The sequence below is a fragment of the Inquilinus sp. 2KB_23 genome (assembly GCF_052115705.1).
GTDB classification, from domain to species: domain Bacteria; phylum Pseudomonadota; class Alphaproteobacteria; order DSM-16000; family Inquilinaceae; genus Inquilinus; species Inquilinus ginsengisoli_A.
The window spans coordinates 17017-32520 of record NZ_JBFRHF010000032.1 but is presented as its reverse complement, the minus strand read 5'-3'; the positions used below and the strand labels follow the sequence as shown (position 1 = coordinate 32520).

Here is a 15504-nt window from a genome sequence, read left to right as displayed (position 1 = left end):
CTAGGCCGAGGCGATTCCGTCGTGTCGCACCAGCCGCGACCGGCGGAAATCGCCCGGCGTGCTCGCGAAGCGATGGCGGAACCTCCGGCTGAAATGCGCCGAGTCGGAGAAGCCGCATTCGACCGCGATCGCGGCGAAGGGCTTGTCGGTCGTCTCCACCAGGTGGCGCGCCAGCGACAGCCGCATGTCCATGACGGCCGCCCGGGGCGAGCTGCCGAGCGCGGTCGCGAAGTGCCGTTCGAGCCGGCGCCGGGTGATGCCCAGATGCCGGGCGATCTGGCCGATGGCGAGCGGTGCATCCAGGCTCTGCTGCGCCAGCAGCAGGGCCTTTCGGACGAAGGGATCGCTGGTCTGGACATCGAGGGCCGGGCTCGGCTGCGGTGTCTCTCCCGCCTCCGCCCCGTTGATCATCATGATGTGCAGGCTCTTCGCCGCCGGTGCCTTGCCGAGATGCCGCTCGACCAGGAACGCGGCCAGATGGGCCGCGCTGGCGCCGCCGGGGCAGGTCAGGCGGTCGCGGTCGACCAGGAAGATCTGGTTCGACACGGGCTGGAGGCCGTCGAACTGCTCCAGGAAATCGGTGTGGTGGAACCAGCTGATGCAGCAGCGATAGCCGTCCATCAGACCGGCGCGGTGCAGGATGAAGGCGCCGGTGCAGACGCCGACGAGGTGCACTTTCGCGGCCGCGGCCCGGTGCAGGTATTGCCGGTATTGGGGGTCGAGATCGAAGGTCTGGTCGATCAGCCCGCCCACCACCACGATGTAGTCGAAGGCGCCGGGATCGCCCAGCCGTTCATGGGGTGCAACCGCCACGCCGCTGCTGGACGCCACGGGGCTCATGGTGTCGGACAGCACGCGCCACTCGCAGCGGATCGGCCGGCTGCGGTCGCCCTCATCCGCCGCCAGCCGCAGGACATCGACGAAGTTGGCGAAGGCGTTCAGGGTGAAGTGCCGCGCCAGGATGAACCCGACGGACAGTCTCGGGGCTTCCCGGTTCGACCCGGCCGGCCGGCGTTCGCCCATCCCGATCCCCCTGAAGGTGTCGCACCGATCATAGCCGGTTGACGCACCCATTCTCTCCGGGTGTGGCCGGATCGGCAATACTGCCGGCGGGGCCGCCTTCAAGGCCCGATCGGCAGGGCACAACCGATGAAACTGACCTACATCGCCTTTGTCGTTCTCGGCCTCATCTGGGGGTCGAACTTCACCTACATGAAATGGGCCTCCGAACTGATCAGCCCGGCGCAGATCACGCTGCTGCGGGTGTTTTTCGGCTTCCTGCCCCTGGCCTTCGTGGCCTGGCGCAAAGGGGTGATCAACCGCAGCCAGGTGAAGCATCTGCCGCATTTCTTCGTCATGGCGGTGGTGGCGACCGCCTTCTATTACTTCGCCATCGTCAAGGGGACGGCGCTGCTGCCATCGGGCATAGCGGGCGTCCTGGGCGGGTCGATCGCGCTGTTCACCGCCATCGCCTCGCTGCTGTTCCTTAGGACCGAGAGGCTCAACGGGCTGATGACGGCCGGGGTCGTCTCGGGCTTTGCCGGCATCGTCCTGATCTCGCGTCCCTGGGAGGGGGCGCGCAACTCGATCGACCTTCTGGGGGTCTTCTGGATGCTGGGCGGCGCCATCATCCTGGGGCTGTCCTATGTCTATGTCCGCCGCTTCCTGTCGCCGGCCAACCTGCCGCCGCTCGCGCTCTCGACCTGGCAGATCGGGCTGGCGCTGCCGGTGCTGCTCCTGGTGACCGACCTTACCGGCATCGGGCGCATCCTCCAGGATTGGCATGCCGCCGTCGGCGTGGCGATCGGGCTGGGCGTCCTGGGGACCGGAACCGCCTTCCTCATCTACTATTTCCTGCTGCAGCAGCTCGGCGCGGTCGCGGCCTCGGGCTCGACCTACATCACGCCGGTGGTCGCGCTGCTCATCGGCTGGGCCGCCGGCGAGCAGGTCGGCCCGTTGGAGGTGGTGGCTGTGGTCTTGATTCTCGCCAGCATCGCGATGCTGCAGGTCGGACGACAGCGTGCTCTCCGCATGACACTCCAGTCGCAGGCGTCCTGAGGTCCGGGACAGGTTCAGGACTTCGCAAAGGACTCCGGCTGGGCGCGGCGGGCCCACAGGTCGCGCCCGGCCAGGATGGCGCCACCGACGATGAGGGCGCAGGCGATGCCGACCGATGCCGTGAGCGCGCCCTGGCCGAAGGCGATCAGCAGCAGGGTCGACAGCAGCGGCGCGGCATAGGCGAAGGCGCCCAGCGCGCGGATGTCGCCGCGCTTCACCCCATGGTCCCACACGAAGAAGGCGAGGCCGACCGGCCCCAGACCGAGCGCCACGATCGCCGCCCAGCCCGCGGCATCCGGCGCCACCGTCTCTTCCAGCGCCAGATGGCACAGCAGGGACAGGAGGGCGGTGCCGCCGCAGAACCAGCCGACGGTCTCGGTCGGCACCGCGCCGATGCGCCGGCTGAGCACGGAATAGCCGGCCCAGATCATGGCGGAGACGGCGGCCGCGCCATAGCCCAGGGCGAAGCGCGGGTCGAAGGCCACCCCGCGCCCGCCGATCAGCACGGCGACGCCGGCCAGGCCCAGCGCGGCGCCGGCCAGGTGCCACCAGCGCAGCCGCTCGCCGGGCAGCAGGGCCGAGAACAGCACGATCAGCAGTGGCCAGGCGTAGTTGATCAGGTTGGCCTCGACCGGCGGCGCCAGGCGCAGCGCCACGAAGAACACCAGATGGTAGCCGAACAGCCCGCCGATCCCGAGCAGCCACACCGCCGGCGGCTGGCGCGCGGCGGCCAGCGGTGACCGGCCCTGCACCCGCATCCACACCAGCCCGATCAGGAAGGCGATGGCGAAGGCCATGCCGGTCAGCTGGAACGGCGGGATCGCCCGCGCCCAGGTGACCAGCAGGGCCAGCGTCGCCCACATCAGCACGGCGGTGCCGCCGATCAGCGTGGCGCGCCTGATAGCAGCGAGGTCGGAGGACATGGGGTGCGGGCGTTTCATGTTTTCTGATCGTCATCGCGAGGAGCGAAGCGACGTGGCGATCCAGCGGCACCGCCCCCTGGATTGCCACGCCCCTGCGGGGCTCGCAATGATGGTGGAGAGGTTGTTCTTCCCGGGCTCTACTGCTGCAGCCCCGGATAGGCCCAAAGCCCCGAGGTCCGCATCAGGTCGCGATAGACCACCAGCCGCTCATCGGGGCTGACCTTCGCGGCCTCCTCCAGCGACGGGGCGTCCAGCGCGATCGCCGGCACCACCGGCAGCGCCAGCCCGTACTGGGCCAGCGACTCCTCGACCACCACCCGTGCCCGCCGCATGTGGCTGGCGCTGGTGACCAGGATCACCGCATCGCCGCCATGGCGCTTGATCAGCGACGCCGCGTTCAGGCCGTTGCCGACGGTGTCCTTGGCCTTGTCCTCGCCGATGATGCGGTCGCGGTCGACGCCTTGTTCGACCAGCCAGCGGGTCATCAGGTCGGCCTCGGTCACGCCCGCCTGGGGCTGGCCACCGGTGACGATCAGCCGGGCCGTCGGGTTGGCCTGCGCCGCCTTCAGCGCCACCGCCAGCCGGTCCATCAGCGGCGGTTGCATGGTGCCGTCCTTGGCCAGGGCGTAGCCCAGCACCAGGATCACCGGCTTGCCCGGCAGGGCCGGAACCGCCAGGGCCGGCGGGTCGGCCAGGATCGCCTCGGTGCGGGCGAAGCGGGCGCGGTACTGCAGGGCCTGGGCGCGGTCCAGCCCGGCCAGGGCGATGTCGGCCAGGGCCGCGGCATCGGCATCGCCGCGCACCCGGGCCAGGGCCGCCATCCAGGCATAGGCGTCGGTGGCGCGCGGATCGTGCCGGGTGATCTCCTGGTAGGTCGCCTCGGCCTCCGGGATCTTCTTCTGGATGATCTGGGTCGAGGCCACGGCGTAGCGGAAGTCCAGCCGCTCCGGCGCCAGGGTCGAGGCCTCGGCGAAGGCCTGCTCGACCACGTCGTAGCGGCCGTGCAGGGTGATGCCCTTGAACACCTCCGCCTCGGCCTTCTTCACGTCGCCGCCGGACCAGTAGTACTGCATGCCGGTGTCGACCAGGGTCCGGATCCGGGCCTCGGTGGCGTCGTCATAGGCGATGGCGGGGGCGGCCAGCGCGCCCAGCAGGGCGAGGCCGCAGGCGATGCGTCGGATCATGGGGGCCCGTCCCTTTGTGAAGCCTTCCTGGCCCCGGTTCATACGCCAGATTCGGGACACGGAGAATCGCCAATGACCGATGACAATCCCGCCCTTCCCGCCACCCTGTGGTCGTGGCGGCCGGAGGATCGCGCCCTCGGGCTGGCGCTGTTCGACGGCGGCGCTCACGGATCCAGCAGGAACACGACGTAGCCGCGGAACCAGGGGCTGTCCTCCAGCCCCTCCGGCGCCTCCCACTCGCCGTGCTGCACCAGCCCGATCTTGAACGGCAGGGTCAGCCGGGCGATGCGGGGCAGGTAGGCGCGGTAGTTCGGGATGGTGTGGCGGCCCTGATAGGTCTGGATCACCACCTCGTCGACCACGCCCTGCAGCTGGTTGATCGCGTCCGGGCTGGCGTTGCTGCCCCAGTCCATCAGCCCGGTGATGCTTAAGCGGTATTCGGCCGGTAGCTTGGCGCGCAGGTCGCGCAGGAAGGCGGCGTAGTCCTGCAGGTGCCGGGTGCGGGCATCGAAGTCGATCTGGATGCCGACCACCGGGTTGCCGGCCTGCCGCCAGCGCCGGGCCTGGGACAGGATGACCGGCAGGATCTCCGCCGGCCAGCGCAGGGTGTGGGCGCGGTAGGCCAGCCAGACCTCGCCCTGGCGCAGCCGGGGCACGGCGATGCCCTGGGCGATGATCCGCGCCGGGCCATGGCCGCCCCGGCGCGGCGGGTCGACCTGGCCCTGCAGGATATACAGGGTCCGTGCCCGGGCCAGCACCGGCTGCGGCGCCACCCCCGCCCACAGCCAGAAGGCGTCATGCGCGGCGGCGTCGACGCCGGCCGCGGCCGCCAACCGCGTCGAGACCAGCGGTATCGTGGCCAGCAGCGCTGCGGCCAGCGCCCAGCGCGCCAGGATCGGCATCGCCTACCAGTAGTATTTCAGGGTCTTGGCCCAGCTGGTGTTGGGATAGCGCGACTTCAGGGTCTGGAACCACTGCTTGCGCTGGGCCGTCGGGATGTCCTGCGGGCCGCAGCCGTTGCTCTGGCTCGGGGCGAAGCAGTTGATGGCGCGGTACAGGGCGTAGGCGCGGTCGTTGCGGCCGGCCTTGCTGTCGCCGATCACCTGCATGTAGCCGTCGAGCCGGGAATAGACCTTGCCCGGGAACTCGGTGGCGGTGCCGCCCAGGTCCTGCGCGTCCGGCTGGTGGTCCAGCGCATAGGAGTCCAGGCCGTTGCGCAGGATGAACTCGCCCAGGCAGTTCAGTCCCTCGGGGCTGCCGGCGTTGCGCTGCAGCGTGGCGGCGATATCGCGGATCGACGGGCAGGTGTAGTCGGATTCCGCCGTCTTGCCGTCCCAGTGGAACAGGGACAGCGACTGGTCCCACGGCACCGACGGCTTCTCCGGCAGCGGGTCCGGCAGCAGCGCCAGGTCGCTGCCGAAATCGCGGTAATGGCCGCGCAGCAGGTCCTTGTAGAGCAGGGTGAACAGGGCGGTGTCCTGCTCGGTCTCCGGCGCGCCGGCCGCCTTGGCCTGCTGGCGCAGCAGCGCCGGCCCGGCCAGGTTGCGCAGCAGGATCTGCCGGATCTGCGGGGTCTGGATCGGCGAGTCCGGCGCGAACACCGCGGCCAGCCGGCCGCTGCGCTCGTAGTTCATCGCCAGCGCCAGGTCCAGTTGGGCGCGCTGCAGCGGCTGCTGCTGCACCAGCGGCATCAGCTTCAGCCACAGATCCTGCGCCCCGACCCAGTCGCCCTTCGCCTCCAGGGCGAAGCCGCGCAGGGTCTGCCGGCTGAATTCCAGGTAGTCCGGCGCGCTGGTCGGCAGCGCGTCCGGCAGACCCTGCAGGGTCTTGTCGGGATCGGCCTCGACATAGAAGTGGAAGGCGCTGACGAGATAGCCGTACAGCGCGGGATCGCTGATGAAGCGCGGCTTCTGCGCCTGCAGGTCGGCCAGGGCGAAGGCGGTGCCGTCGGCGCCGGGATCGCGGTGGCGCATCTGCATCAGGTCCAGCACCGCCAGCAGATGCGGGTCGGTGACGTCGGCCGGCGCCACCTGGGTCAGCAGCTTGTTGTCGGCCTCCTGCACCAGCGCGTCCAGCGGCAGGGATTGCGGCGGCGTGTTCGGGCGGGCCAGCAGCGAGGCGTATTCGGCGGCCAGCTTCGTCCGGTCGCCGCGCAGCCAGGCGACACGGCGCAGCAGGCCCTGGGCCGACCCGGCATAGAGGCCGGACGGATAGGCCTGCAGGTACTGGTCGAAGGCCTTCTCGGCGGCGTCCAGCGTCGGCTGGTCGACATTCTCCAGCTTGGGATAGCCCATGTCGTCGAAGCTGTTCGCCTGAGCCTGGTTCAGCAGGGTCCGCGCCGCCATGTAGCCGGCGGTCTCCTTCAGCCAGGCCCGGCCGCTGCCGGCGAGGCCGGTGAAGGCACGGGTCGCCGCGGGAAAGTCGCCGGCATAGAAGGCCATGGCGCCCTGCAGGTAGTCGGCGAACTGCTTGCCCAGCGGCGACTGGACGCCCTGGGGCGCGATCGCGGCCTGCTGCGCCGGGTCCCAGGTGCAGGCGCCCAGCAGCGCCAGCCGGCTGCGGGCCAGGGCCTTGCGCTCGGCGTCGGGCAGCTCGGTGCTGGCGACCAGCTGTTCCAGGAAGGTCCGCGCCGTGGCGTCGTCATTGCTGGCGCAGCGGCTGCCCTCGCCGCTGGCGAACAGGTTGGCCGCGGTGTCGGCGGTCGCGGTGCCGGCCGCCTCGGGCGTCACGCCGATCTGCTTGGCGAGATCGGCCAGCGCCGCGGCGGCGGCGTCGGCGGCACTCGGGGCGGCCGGGGTCTCGACGACCGTGGTGCCATCGGTGGTGCCGTCGGCGCTGTCGCCGGTCGGGCTGCCGTCCTGTGGGCCGGACAATCGGTCGATCGAGAACGGCACCAACCCGTAGCCCATCTGTTCGTCGAACTGCGAGACCGGCTGGTCCGGCAGCGGCTCCAGGCCCTGGTCGGCCAGCAGCAGGCGCAGATTGACCCGGCTGTCATTCGCCGGGCTGAGGAAGGGCAGGCTGTTGCAGCCGTCGAGCTGATCGCGCTTGAGCGACCAGCTCAGCGAGCAGCCGAAATCCCCGCTCGCCTGGGCTGCCTGGATGCCAAGGCCGCTCAACAGCAGCACCATGGGAAGCAAACCGCGCCGCACCATCATTCCTCCCTCAACCTGCCTCGACCGTTGGACCGGTCCCACCGGGTGCGGCTGGCCACACCGGGTGTCCGTCCAGTATCAGATCGCCGACCCGGCCGACAGATCCGGCATCGCCCGATCGGTCCCCGATCCTGCGCGCGCCGGAAGGCAAAACCTTGGCACGCCGGATCGCCTTAGAGTCCGCCCGCCACCTTCAGCACCGTGGCGGTGGTGTAGCGCGCGGCGTCGGACAGCATCCAGGCCACCGCTTCGGCAACGTCCTCGGGCTCGCCCGGCCGGCCGGCGGGGATCCGCGCCGTCACCCGGTCCAGCCGCCCCGGCTCATGGATTTCGGTGCGGATCATGCCCGGTGACACCGCGTTGACCCGGATGCCCTCGGCCGCCAGCTCGCGGCCCAGGCCGAGGGTGAAGCTCTCCACCGCGCCCTTGGTCGCGGCGTAGTGGACATATTCGCCCGGGCTGCCGCTCTGCGCCGCACCCGAGGACAGGTTGACGATCACACCCTTGGTCCCGGCGGCGCGGAAGCGGCGCACCGCCTCCCGCGCGCACAGGATCGGGCCGATCAGGTTGACGTCGACCACCCGGCGCAGCGTGTCGGCCTCCAGCTCGGCCAGGGGGCCGTTGCGGCCGGTGATGCCGGCGTTGTTGACCAGCCCACGCACCGGCCCGAAGGCGGCCTCCGCCTGGTCGAACAGGGTCCGGATGTCGTCCTCGACCGAGGTGTCGCCGGCCGCGGCAATGGCCTGCCCGCCGGTGCCGGCGATCTCCGCCACCACGGCCGCGGCCGAGGCCGCGTCGCTGCGGTAGTTCACGCACACCGCCCAGCCGTCCCGCGCGGCGCGGCGGGCGATGGCGGCGCCGATGCCGCGGCCGCCACCGGTGACGATCAGCAGGCTCACAGCGCCAGCAGCCTTTCCGCGAAGTCGGCGATCGGGGCGCCGTCGACCATCAGCCCGGCCGGGACCGAGAAGTGCCCCTGCGGCCGGACATGGACCTGGGCCTCGGGCACACCCCAGCGCCGGGCGATGGCTTGGCCGCCGGCGAAGGGGGTGACGTCGTCCTTGCTGCCCAGCACCATGAACACGTTGCCGGTGTCCATCTCAGGCCGGCCGACCGGGTCGGTCAGCGGCCGCCAGCGGCTCAGCGCCGCCTCGTCCCAGCCGGCCGCCGCCAGGGCGCGGTCGAGGCCGAAGGCGCGGGCGAAGGACCCGCCGAAGGCGATGTCCTCGATCCCCTCCGAGGTGGTGAACAGCAGCAGCGCGTCGGGCCGGCAGGCGGCCGGCCAGCTGCCGCTGTGGGTGGCGGCCAGCTGCGCGGTCAGCGCGCCGAAGCTGATGCCGCTCCAGCCCACCGCGCCGGTGCTGGTCTGGCGGGCCCAGCGAGTCAGGATCGCGACCTCGCGCACCGCGGCCGAGAGGTGGTCCAGCGCGCCGAGCGGGGTCGACGCCACCATCGGCTCGCCGGCGTAGGACCCGTGACGCTTGCGCCGCCCGTGCCAGGGCGCCTCGACCAGCACCACGCGCAGGCCGCGCCGGACCAGGGATTCGATTTCCGTCAGCGGGCCGCGCAGATGGTCCGGCTCCATGCACACGCCGTGCAGATGGACCACGGTCGGCGGGTTCACCACATCGGCCGGGGTGAACACCCGGGCCCAGCAGGCGCTGGCCACCGCCGGCTCGGGCGACGGGAAGGTCACCCAGTGGTCGGTGCCCAGCTCGCTCGGCAGCCGCCGGGTCTCCTCGATCACCGGCAGCAGGTCGGGCAGCCGGTAGGCGTTCTCGGAATCGGCCAGCCGGGCGCCATGCCGGTCGTCGACCTCGGCCACCGTCGGGATCGCCCAGCGGCAGGCCGGGATCTTGCGGTTGTTGCCGAACAGGGCGAAGCGTAGCCGGCTGGTGGTCAGGGCCGAGGCCGCATCCAGCCGCGCTTCCTCCGCCGCCACCACATCGGCCAGCGGCGCGGTGGTCGAGAACAGCAGGCGCTGCCATTCGGCGTCGGCCTGGCGGTGCTGCTCGGTCAGGCGGGAGATGTCGCGCAGGGTGCGGCCCAGCCAGAGCGGTCGCTTGCCCAGCACTTCGGGGGCAATCTCCAGCTCGGCGCAGAAGCGGTGCAGGTCGCCCTCGGCGGCGATGGCCGCGGCCAGGCTGCGCGACGCCGGCAGGAACCAGCCGCGCAGCAGGGCCAGCGACATGCCGTCGAACCACGGCCTCGCCACCAGCCGGCCCAAGGGCGTCCGCATCAGCCGCATCAGGTCCGGCCGCGGCTTTAGCCGCACCTGGCCCTGCCGCCGCTGGCGCTGGTGCCGCTGCCGGGCCGACAGGTGCAGCACCCGCCGCAGCTCCGGCCATTCGATCAGCGCATCGGCCTCGTCCAGCGTCGCCCAGCGCGCCGCGGCGGCGTCATCGCCGGCCACCGGCTCGCCGGACCGCCATTCGCACTCGACGTCGATGATGGTGTAGTGCCACTCGACCTGCGCATCGGCGTCGCGGTGGATCGAATCGACCGCGGTCAGGATGCCGAGCGCCTCGGCCTCGACCCCGGCCTCCTCCAGCGTCTCGCGCAGCGCCGCCTCGAACAGGGTCTCGCCCAGCTCCTGGCTGCCGCCGGGGATGCTCCACTGCCCGGCCTGGGGTGCCTTGCCGCGCTGGATCAGCAGCAGCCGGTCGTCGCGCCAGACCACGGCGCCGACGCCGATCCGCGGCCGGTCCATCATGGCCTTGGGGGAACCGCTGTCCTCGGGCATGGCCTTACTGGAACGCGACTTCGGCGAAGCTGCGCAGCTTGCGGCTGTGCAGCTGTTCCAGCCCCAGCTCGCGCAGCCGCTCCATGGCGCGGATGCCGATCTGCAGGTGCTGGCCGACCTGCTGCTTGTAGAAGGCGTCGGCCATGCCCGGCAGCTTCAGCTCGCCATGCAGCGGCTTGTCGGAGACGCAGAGCAGCGTGCCGTAGGGCACCCGGAAGCGGAAGCCGTTGGCGGCGATGGTCGCGCTTTCCATGTCCAGGGCGATCGCCCGGCTCTGGCTGAAGCGCTGCACCGGCTCGCTGTAGTCGCGCAGCTCCCAGTTGCGGTTGTCGATGGTGGCGACCGTGCCGGTGCGCATCACGCTCTTCAGGCTGTAGCCGGACAGGCCGGTGATCTCGCTGACGGCATGTTCCAGCGCGACCTGGATCTCGGCCAGCGCCGGCACCGGCACCCACACCGGCAGGTCGGCGTCCAGCACATGGTCCTCGCGGACATAGCCATGGGCCAGGACGTAATCGCCCAGCTTCTGGGTGTTCCGCAGGCCGGCGCAGTGGCCCAGCATGATCCAGGCATGCGGCCGCAGCACCGCGATGTGGTCGGTGATGGTCTTGGCGTTGGACGGGCCGACGCCGATGTTGACCATGGTGATGCCGGAATGGTCCGGCCGGGTCAGGTGATAGGCCGGCATCTGCGGCAGCCGCGCCGCCGGGGCGCCGCGGGCACGGCCGCCGGGCAGGGTGACGCGGTCGCCCGGCTCGATGAAGGCGTCATAGCCGCCGCCGTCGCCCTGCATCAGCTCATGCGCGTGGCGCACGAACTCGTCGATGTAGAACTGGTAGTTGGTGAACAGCACGAAGTTCTGGAAATGCTCGCAGCCGGTGGCGGTGTAGTGCTTCAGCCGGAACAGCGAATAGTCGGCCCGGGGGGCGGTGAACAGCGACAGCGGGTCCGGCTCGTCCAGCGGGGTCACGGCGGTGCCGTTGACGATGCTGTCGTCCATCAGCGCCAGGTCCGGCAGGTCGAACACCGCCCGCATGTGCAGCATGCGCTCGCGGGTCAGGTCGCCCTCGACATGCATGCCGTCGGGGAAGGCGAAATGGACCGGGATCGGCGTGTCGCTGACCCCGACCTCGACCGGCACATGGTGATTGTGGATCAGCTGGCCGATCTGCTCGGTCAGGTAGCGGTGGAACAGCGACGGCCGCGTCACCGTGGTGCGGAAGGTCCCCGGGCGGTCGACGAAGCCGTAGGACAGGCGGGTGTCGGCCCGGCTGAAATCCTCGACCGTGACCGAGATGTAGGGATAGCAGGCGCGGATCCGCGCCGGCGGCTCCTCGCCGCGGGTGTAGTCGCGGAAGGCGTCGCGCAGCAGGCTGGTCTGGGCGTCGTAGATCGCGTGCAGCCGGGCCACCGCCGCGGCGGCGTCGTGGAACAGCTCCGGCGCGAAGGTCTGGGGGGCGAAGGTCTGGCTCATGCTTCGACTCCCATCAGCGACCGGCCGAACTGGTCGGGGTCGAACGGCCTCAGGTCGTCGATGCTCTCGCCGACCCCAATCGCGTGCACCGGCAGGCCGAAGCGCTCGGCCAGAGCCACCAGCACGCCGCCGCGGGCAGACCCGTCCAGCTTGGTCACGATCAGCCCGGTCACCGCCGCCATGTCGCGGAACACCTCGACCTGATTGTGGGCATTCTGGCCGGTGGTGGCATCCAGCACCAGCAGCACGTCGTGCGGCGCGGTCGGGTCGATCTTCTTGATGACGCGGACGATCTTGGCCAGCTCGGCCATCAAGGTGTCCTTGTTCTGCAGCCGGCCGGCGGTGTCGATCAGCAGCACGTCGCGGCCCTCGGCCCTCGCCCGGGTCAGCGCGTCGAAGGCCAGGCCGGCGGCGTCGGCGCCCGGGGCGGCGGTGACCACCGGGCAGCCGGAGCGTTCGCCCCAGACCTGCAGCTGGTGCACCGCGGCGGCGCGGAAGGTGTCGCCGGCGGCGATCATCACCGACCGGCCGTCCTCGCGCCATTGCTTGGCCAGCTTGCCGATCGTAGTGGTCTTGCCGGTGCCGTTGACGCCGATCACCAGCACAACCTGCGGCTTGCGGTCGGGCGACAGGATCAAGGGCTTGGCGACCGGGCGCAGGATCTGCGCCACATGGTCGGCCAAGGCGCGGCGGACCTCGTCATCCGAGACCTCCTTGCCGAAGCGGGTGCGCGCCAGTTCGGCGGTCAGCTTGGCGGCGGTGGCGGGGCCGAGATCGGCCTGGATCAGCAGCTCCTCCAGCTCTTCCAGCGTGGCATCGTCCAGCTTGCGCTTGGTGAAGATGCTGCTGATGCCTTCGGTCAGCTTGGCGGAGGAGCGCGAGAGCCCCTCCTTCAGTCGGGTGAACCACCCTTTTTTCGGCGCCCCTGCGCCGCTGTCGTTGGTCTGTTCTGTCATGCGCGCTTCTTACCACGCCGCATGTGAACTTCGTAAGTCGGGCCGGCGCGGGTCTGGGCCGCCTGCAGAAAAGGGTTGCACCCGCCCGCAACCGGGACTGAAATGGCGGCATCGGCTGGGGTGCCCACCGTTACGGCGGGCTGAGATCATACCCATCGAACCTGACCTGGATCATGCCAGCGGAGGGAGCCTGAGGTGACCGGCATTCCGAATCCGTCCCGCTATCGGGACGATCTTCCCGACACGCCACCGCTGCGCGGCGCGAAACCGCGCGTCGCCATCGTCGGCGCCGGAGTCAACGGTCTGGCCATCGGCTGGCGCCTGGCCCGGGCCGGCTGCCCGGTCGACGTCTACGACCGCGGGCCGGTCGGGCGCGAGGCCAGCTGGGCCGCCGCCGGCATGCTCGCCGCCGGCCTCGAGGCCGAGCCGGGCGAGGAGGCGCTGTTCGGCTTCTGCCGCCATGCCCAGGCGCTCTGGCCCGGTTTCGCGCGGGAGGTCGAGGCCGCCTCGGGCCTGCCCATCGGCTATCGCGACGAGGGCACGCTGGCGGTGGCCCTGACCCGCGACGATGCGGCGGAGCTGCGCTTCTCCGCCGAATTCCAGACCCGGCTCGGGGTCGATCTGACAAGGCTGACCGGGGCCGAACTGCTGAAGCGCGAGCCGATGCTGCGCCCCGGCCTGGCTGCCGCGGTGCACAGCCCGGCCGACCACCAGGTCGACAACCGCTGGCTGGTGCCGGCCCTGGCCGAGGCGCTGCGCCGGGCCGGCGGCGTGGTGCACGACCATGCTGCGGTCGACGCCGTCGTCACCGATCGCGGCCGGGCCACCGGCGTGGTGGTCGCCGGCACGGCGCGGCCGGCGGATGTGGTGGTGCTGGCGGCCGGGGCCTGGTCCGGCGGCATCGCCGGCATCCCGCGCGAGGCGCTGCCGCCGGTGCGGCCGGTGAAGGGCCAGATGCTGGCACTGCAGATGGACCCGGCGGCGCCGCTGCTGCGCCACGTGCTGTGGGCCGGCAAGGCCTATCTGGTGCCGCGCCTCGACGGCCGCCTGATCATCGGCGCCACGGTGGAGGAGCGCGGCTTCGACACCACCGTCACCGCCGGCGGCATGCTGTCGCTGCTCGACGCCGCGTGGCGGGTGCTGCCGGGGATCGAGGAGCTGCCAGTGGTCGAAAGCTGGGCCGGCCTCAGGCCCGGCAGCCGCGACGACGCGCCGATCCTGGGCCCGTCGGCGATCGACGGGCTGGTCTTCGCCACCGGGCACCATCGCAACGGCATCCTGCTGCTGCCGGCCACGGTCGAGGCGGTGGCCGGAACCATCCTGGAAGGCCGGTTGACGGCGGCGGCCGAGCCGTTCCGCATCGACCGCTTCACCCGGATCGCGGAGGCGGCGCAATGAATGTGGTCGTGAACGGCGAGGTCGAAGCCGTCATCGGAATCAGCATCCTCGACCTGCTGCTGGCCAAGGGCATCGACCCGGCGGCGCGCGGCACGGCGGTGGCGCTGAACGACGCCGTACTGCCGCGGGCGCGCTGGCCGGAGCGGCAGCTGGCGGCCGGCGACCGGGTCGAGATCGTCCGCCCATTTCAGGGCGGTTAGGGGCCAGGGCGGCTGAGGAGAAAATGGATATGCAGGATCCCCTGATCATTGCCGGCGTGGCGCTGCAGTCGCGCCTCCTGATCGGTACCGCCGGCTATCCCAACCGGCAGCTGATGCTGGAATCGATCGAGGCGTCGGGGGCGGAGATCGTCACCGCCTCGATCCGCCGTATCAGCCTGGAGGGCTATGCCGAAAGCCTGGTCGACCTGGTCGGCGACCGCTGGCGCCTGCTGCCCAACACCGCCGGCTGCATGACGAAGCGGGATGCGGTGCTGACGGCGCAGCTGGCGCGCGAGGCGCTGGGCACCAACTGGCTGAAGCTGGAGCTGATCGGCGATCGCGAGACCCAGTATCCGGACGTGGCCCAGCTGGTCGAGGCGGCGGACGAGCTGGTGCGCGACGGCTTCGTGGTGCTGCCCTACTGCAACGACGACCTCGTCACTTGCCTGCGGCTGGCCGATGTCGGCTGCGCCGCGGTGATGCCGCTGGGCTCGCCGATCGGCTCCGGCCTCGGCATCTCCAACCCGCATGCGATCGAGATGATCTGCAGCCGCCTGTCGGTGCCGGTGGTGCTCGACGCCGGCATCGGCACCGCCTCGGACGCGGCGCTCGCGATGGAGCTGGGCTGTTCCGCCGTGCTGCTGTCGACCGCCATCGCCAAGGCGCGCGACCCGCTGCGCATGGCCCGGGCGATGCGGGCGGGGGTCGAGGGCGGGCGGTTGGCCGCGCTGGCCGGACGCATCCCCAAGCGCCACCTCGCCGACCCCTCCAGCCCGCAGCTCGGCCTGATCGGGACGTGACCAGGCTGCCGGCGCCGGCGCTGCTGCTGATCACCGATCGCAGCCAGGCGGCACGGCCGCTCGAAGCCGTGGTGGCGGCGGCGCTGGCCGCCGGCTGCCGCTGGGTCAGTGTGCGCGAGAAGGACCTGCCGGCGGCGGAGCGCCGCGCCCTGCTGCGCCGGATCCAGGCCCTGGCGCGGCCGGTCGGGGCGGTCGTCACGGTCCATGCCGAGCTGGAGGGGGCGGCCGAGGTCGACGGGCTGCACCTCGCGGGCGGCGGAGACCCGGTCTCGGCACGGCATCGGCTCGGACCGTCCGCGCTGATCGGCGCCTCCTGCCACTCCGGGGCGGAGGTCGGGGCCGCGCTCGCGGCCGGCGCCGACTACGTCACCCTGGGGCCGCTGGCGCCGACCGCGAGCAAGCCGGGCTACGTCCCTGTGCTGTCACTCGCCGCAGCCGGCGCCATCGCCCGCCGCCATCCCGGGCGGGTGATCGCGCTCGGCGGCGTCGAACCCGATCTGGTGGCCGGGCTCCTGGCTGCCGGATTCGCCGGCATCGCGGTGATGGGCAGCGTCATGCGCGCGACGGCGCCGGGGACAGTGATCGCGGCGCTGCTGGCAGCGCTGCGATAGGG

General features: G+C 71.5%; 14 protein-coding genes and 1 riboswitch. Of the genes, 5 read left to right on the top strand and 9 right to left on the bottom strand.

Annotated elements, in window-relative coordinates:
• Complete coding sequence (locus AB4112_RS30830) at positions 1-1023, bottom strand: GlxA family transcriptional regulator (protein ID WP_441725294.1); 1023 nt, start codon at positions 1021-1023, stop codon at positions 1-3.
• Positions 1024-1149: 126 nt separating this feature from the next.
• Here AB4112_RS30830 and AB4112_RS30825 point away from each other — a divergent pair, with 126 nt between their 5' ends.
• Positions 1150-2058, top strand: a complete 909-nt coding sequence (locus AB4112_RS30825) for a DMT family transporter (RefSeq protein ID WP_441725291.1) — start codon at positions 1150-1152, stop codon at positions 2056-2058.
• A 14-nt stretch (positions 2059-2072) separates the two neighbouring features.
• Here AB4112_RS30825 and yddG read toward each other — a convergent pair whose 3' ends face one another.
• From yddG to ftsY, 8 genes are all read right to left on the bottom strand, one after another.
• On the bottom strand, positions 2073-2999 hold the full coding sequence (gene yddG, locus AB4112_RS30820; RefSeq protein ID WP_441725289.1) for an aromatic amino acid exporter YddG: 927 nt from the start codon (positions 2997-2999) through the stop codon (positions 2073-2075).
• 119 nt (positions 3000-3118) lie between these two features.
• A complete protein-coding gene (locus AB4112_RS30815) occupies positions 3119-4165 on the bottom strand; it encodes an ElyC/SanA/YdcF family protein (RefSeq protein WP_441725286.1) in 1047 nt (348 codons plus the stop codon).
• A gap of 164 nt (positions 4166-4329) precedes the next feature.
• Positions 4330-5067 carry a DUF3142 domain-containing protein gene (locus AB4112_RS30810; RefSeq protein ID WP_441725283.1) on the bottom strand — a complete coding sequence of 246 codons (738 nt, stop codon included), beginning with the start codon at positions 5065-5067 and terminating at the stop codon, positions 4330-4332.
• A gap of 3 nt (positions 5068-5070) precedes the next feature.
• Positions 5071-7296 carry a hypothetical protein gene (locus AB4112_RS30805; RefSeq protein ID WP_441725280.1) on the bottom strand — a complete coding sequence of 742 codons (2226 nt, stop codon included), beginning with the start codon at positions 7294-7296 and terminating at the stop codon, positions 5071-5073.
• Between the two features lie 197 nt (positions 7297-7493).
• A complete protein-coding gene (locus AB4112_RS30800; RefSeq protein WP_441725278.1) occupies positions 7494-8219 on the bottom strand; it encodes an SDR family oxidoreductase in 726 nt (241 codons plus the stop codon).
• Positions 8216-10063 carry an NUDIX domain-containing protein gene (locus tag AB4112_RS30795; protein ID WP_441725277.1) on the bottom strand — a complete coding sequence of 616 codons (1848 nt, stop codon included), beginning with the start codon at positions 10061-10063 and terminating at the stop codon, positions 8216-8218. The genes AB4112_RS30800 and AB4112_RS30795 overlap by 4 nt, the downstream gene beginning before the upstream one ends.
• Positions 10064-10067: 4 nt before the next feature.
• Positions 10068-11537: an AMP nucleosidase gene (locus AB4112_RS30790; protein WP_441725275.1), complete on the bottom strand. Its 1470-nt coding sequence runs from the start codon at positions 11535-11537 to the stop codon at positions 10068-10070.
• Positions 11534-12493 (bottom strand): signal recognition particle-docking protein FtsY, encoded by a 960-nt coding sequence (gene ftsY, locus AB4112_RS30785; protein ID WP_441725272.1) that lies wholly within the window; start codon positions 12491-12493, stop codon positions 11534-11536. The genes AB4112_RS30790 and ftsY overlap by 4 nt, the downstream gene beginning before the upstream one ends.
• A 106-nt stretch (positions 12494-12599) precedes the next feature.
• A riboswitch (TPP riboswitch) is annotated at positions 12600-12698 on the top strand.
• Between ftsY and thiO the strand changes: the two genes are divergently transcribed.
• The 4 genes from thiO to AB4112_RS30765 all read left to right on the top strand — a co-directional run bounded on the left by thiO (position 12689) and on the right by AB4112_RS30765 (position 15502).
• Entirely contained in the window at positions 12689-13891 is a 1203-nt protein-coding gene (gene thiO / locus AB4112_RS30780) for a glycine oxidase ThiO (protein WP_441725267.1), read from the top strand. Its footprint overlaps the riboswitch before it by 10 nt.
• A complete protein-coding gene (gene thiS / locus AB4112_RS30775; RefSeq protein ID WP_309801643.1) occupies positions 13888-14091 on the top strand; it encodes a sulfur carrier protein ThiS in 204 nt (67 codons plus the stop codon). Before thiO ends, thiS begins: the two co-directional genes overlap by 4 nt.
• Before the next feature lie 29 nt (positions 14092-14120).
• Complete coding sequence (locus AB4112_RS30770; protein ID WP_441725263.1) at positions 14121-14891, top strand: thiazole synthase; 771 nt, start codon at positions 14121-14123, stop codon at positions 14889-14891.
• Positions 14888-15502, top strand: coding sequence for a thiamine phosphate synthase (locus tag AB4112_RS30765; RefSeq protein WP_441725260.1), 615 nt, complete (start codon positions 14888-14890; stop codon positions 15500-15502). Before AB4112_RS30770 ends, AB4112_RS30765 begins: the two co-directional genes overlap by 4 nt.
• Positions 15503-15504 lie beyond the last annotated feature (2 nt).

Excerpts from the sequence above, each read along its gene's own strand:
- AB4112_RS30830 (WP_441725294.1), bottom strand. The coding sequence starts at position 1,023 with ATGGGCGAACGCCGGCCGGCCGGGTCGAACCGGGAAGCCCCGAGACTG.
- AB4112_RS30825 (WP_441725291.1), top strand. The coding sequence starts at position 1,150 with ATGAAACTGACCTACATCGCCTTTGTCGTTCTCGGCCTCATCTGGGGG.
- yddG (WP_441725289.1), bottom strand. The coding sequence starts at position 2,999 with ATGAAACGCCCGCACCCCATGTCCTCCGACCTCGCTGCTATCAGGCGC.
- AB4112_RS30815 (WP_441725286.1), bottom strand. The coding sequence starts at position 4,165 with ATGATCCGACGCATCGCCTGCGGCCTCGCCCTGCTGGGCGCGCTGGCC.
- AB4112_RS30810 (WP_441725283.1), bottom strand. The coding sequence starts at position 5,067 with ATGCCGATCCTGGCGCGCTGGGCGCTGGCCGCAGCGCTGCTGGCCACG.
- AB4112_RS30805 (WP_441725280.1), bottom strand. The coding sequence starts at position 7,296 with ATGGTGCTGCTGTTGAGCGGCCTTGGCATCCAGGCAGCCCAGGCGAGC.
- AB4112_RS30795 (WP_441725277.1), bottom strand. The coding sequence starts at position 10,063 with ATGCCCGAGGACAGCGGTTCCCCCAAGGCCATGATGGACCGGCCGCGG.
- AB4112_RS30790 (WP_441725275.1), bottom strand. The coding sequence starts at position 11,537 with ATGAGCCAGACCTTCGCCCCCCAGACCTTCGCGCCGGAGCTGTTCCAC.
- ftsY (WP_441725272.1), bottom strand. The coding sequence starts at position 12,493 with ATGACAGAACAGACCAACGACAGCGGCGCAGGGGCGCCGAAAAAAGGG.
- thiS (WP_309801643.1), top strand. The coding sequence starts at position 13,888 with ATGAATGTGGTCGTGAACGGCGAGGTCGAAGCCGTCATCGGAATCAGC.
- AB4112_RS30770 (WP_441725263.1), top strand. The coding sequence starts at position 14,121 with ATGCAGGATCCCCTGATCATTGCCGGCGTGGCGCTGCAGTCGCGCCTC.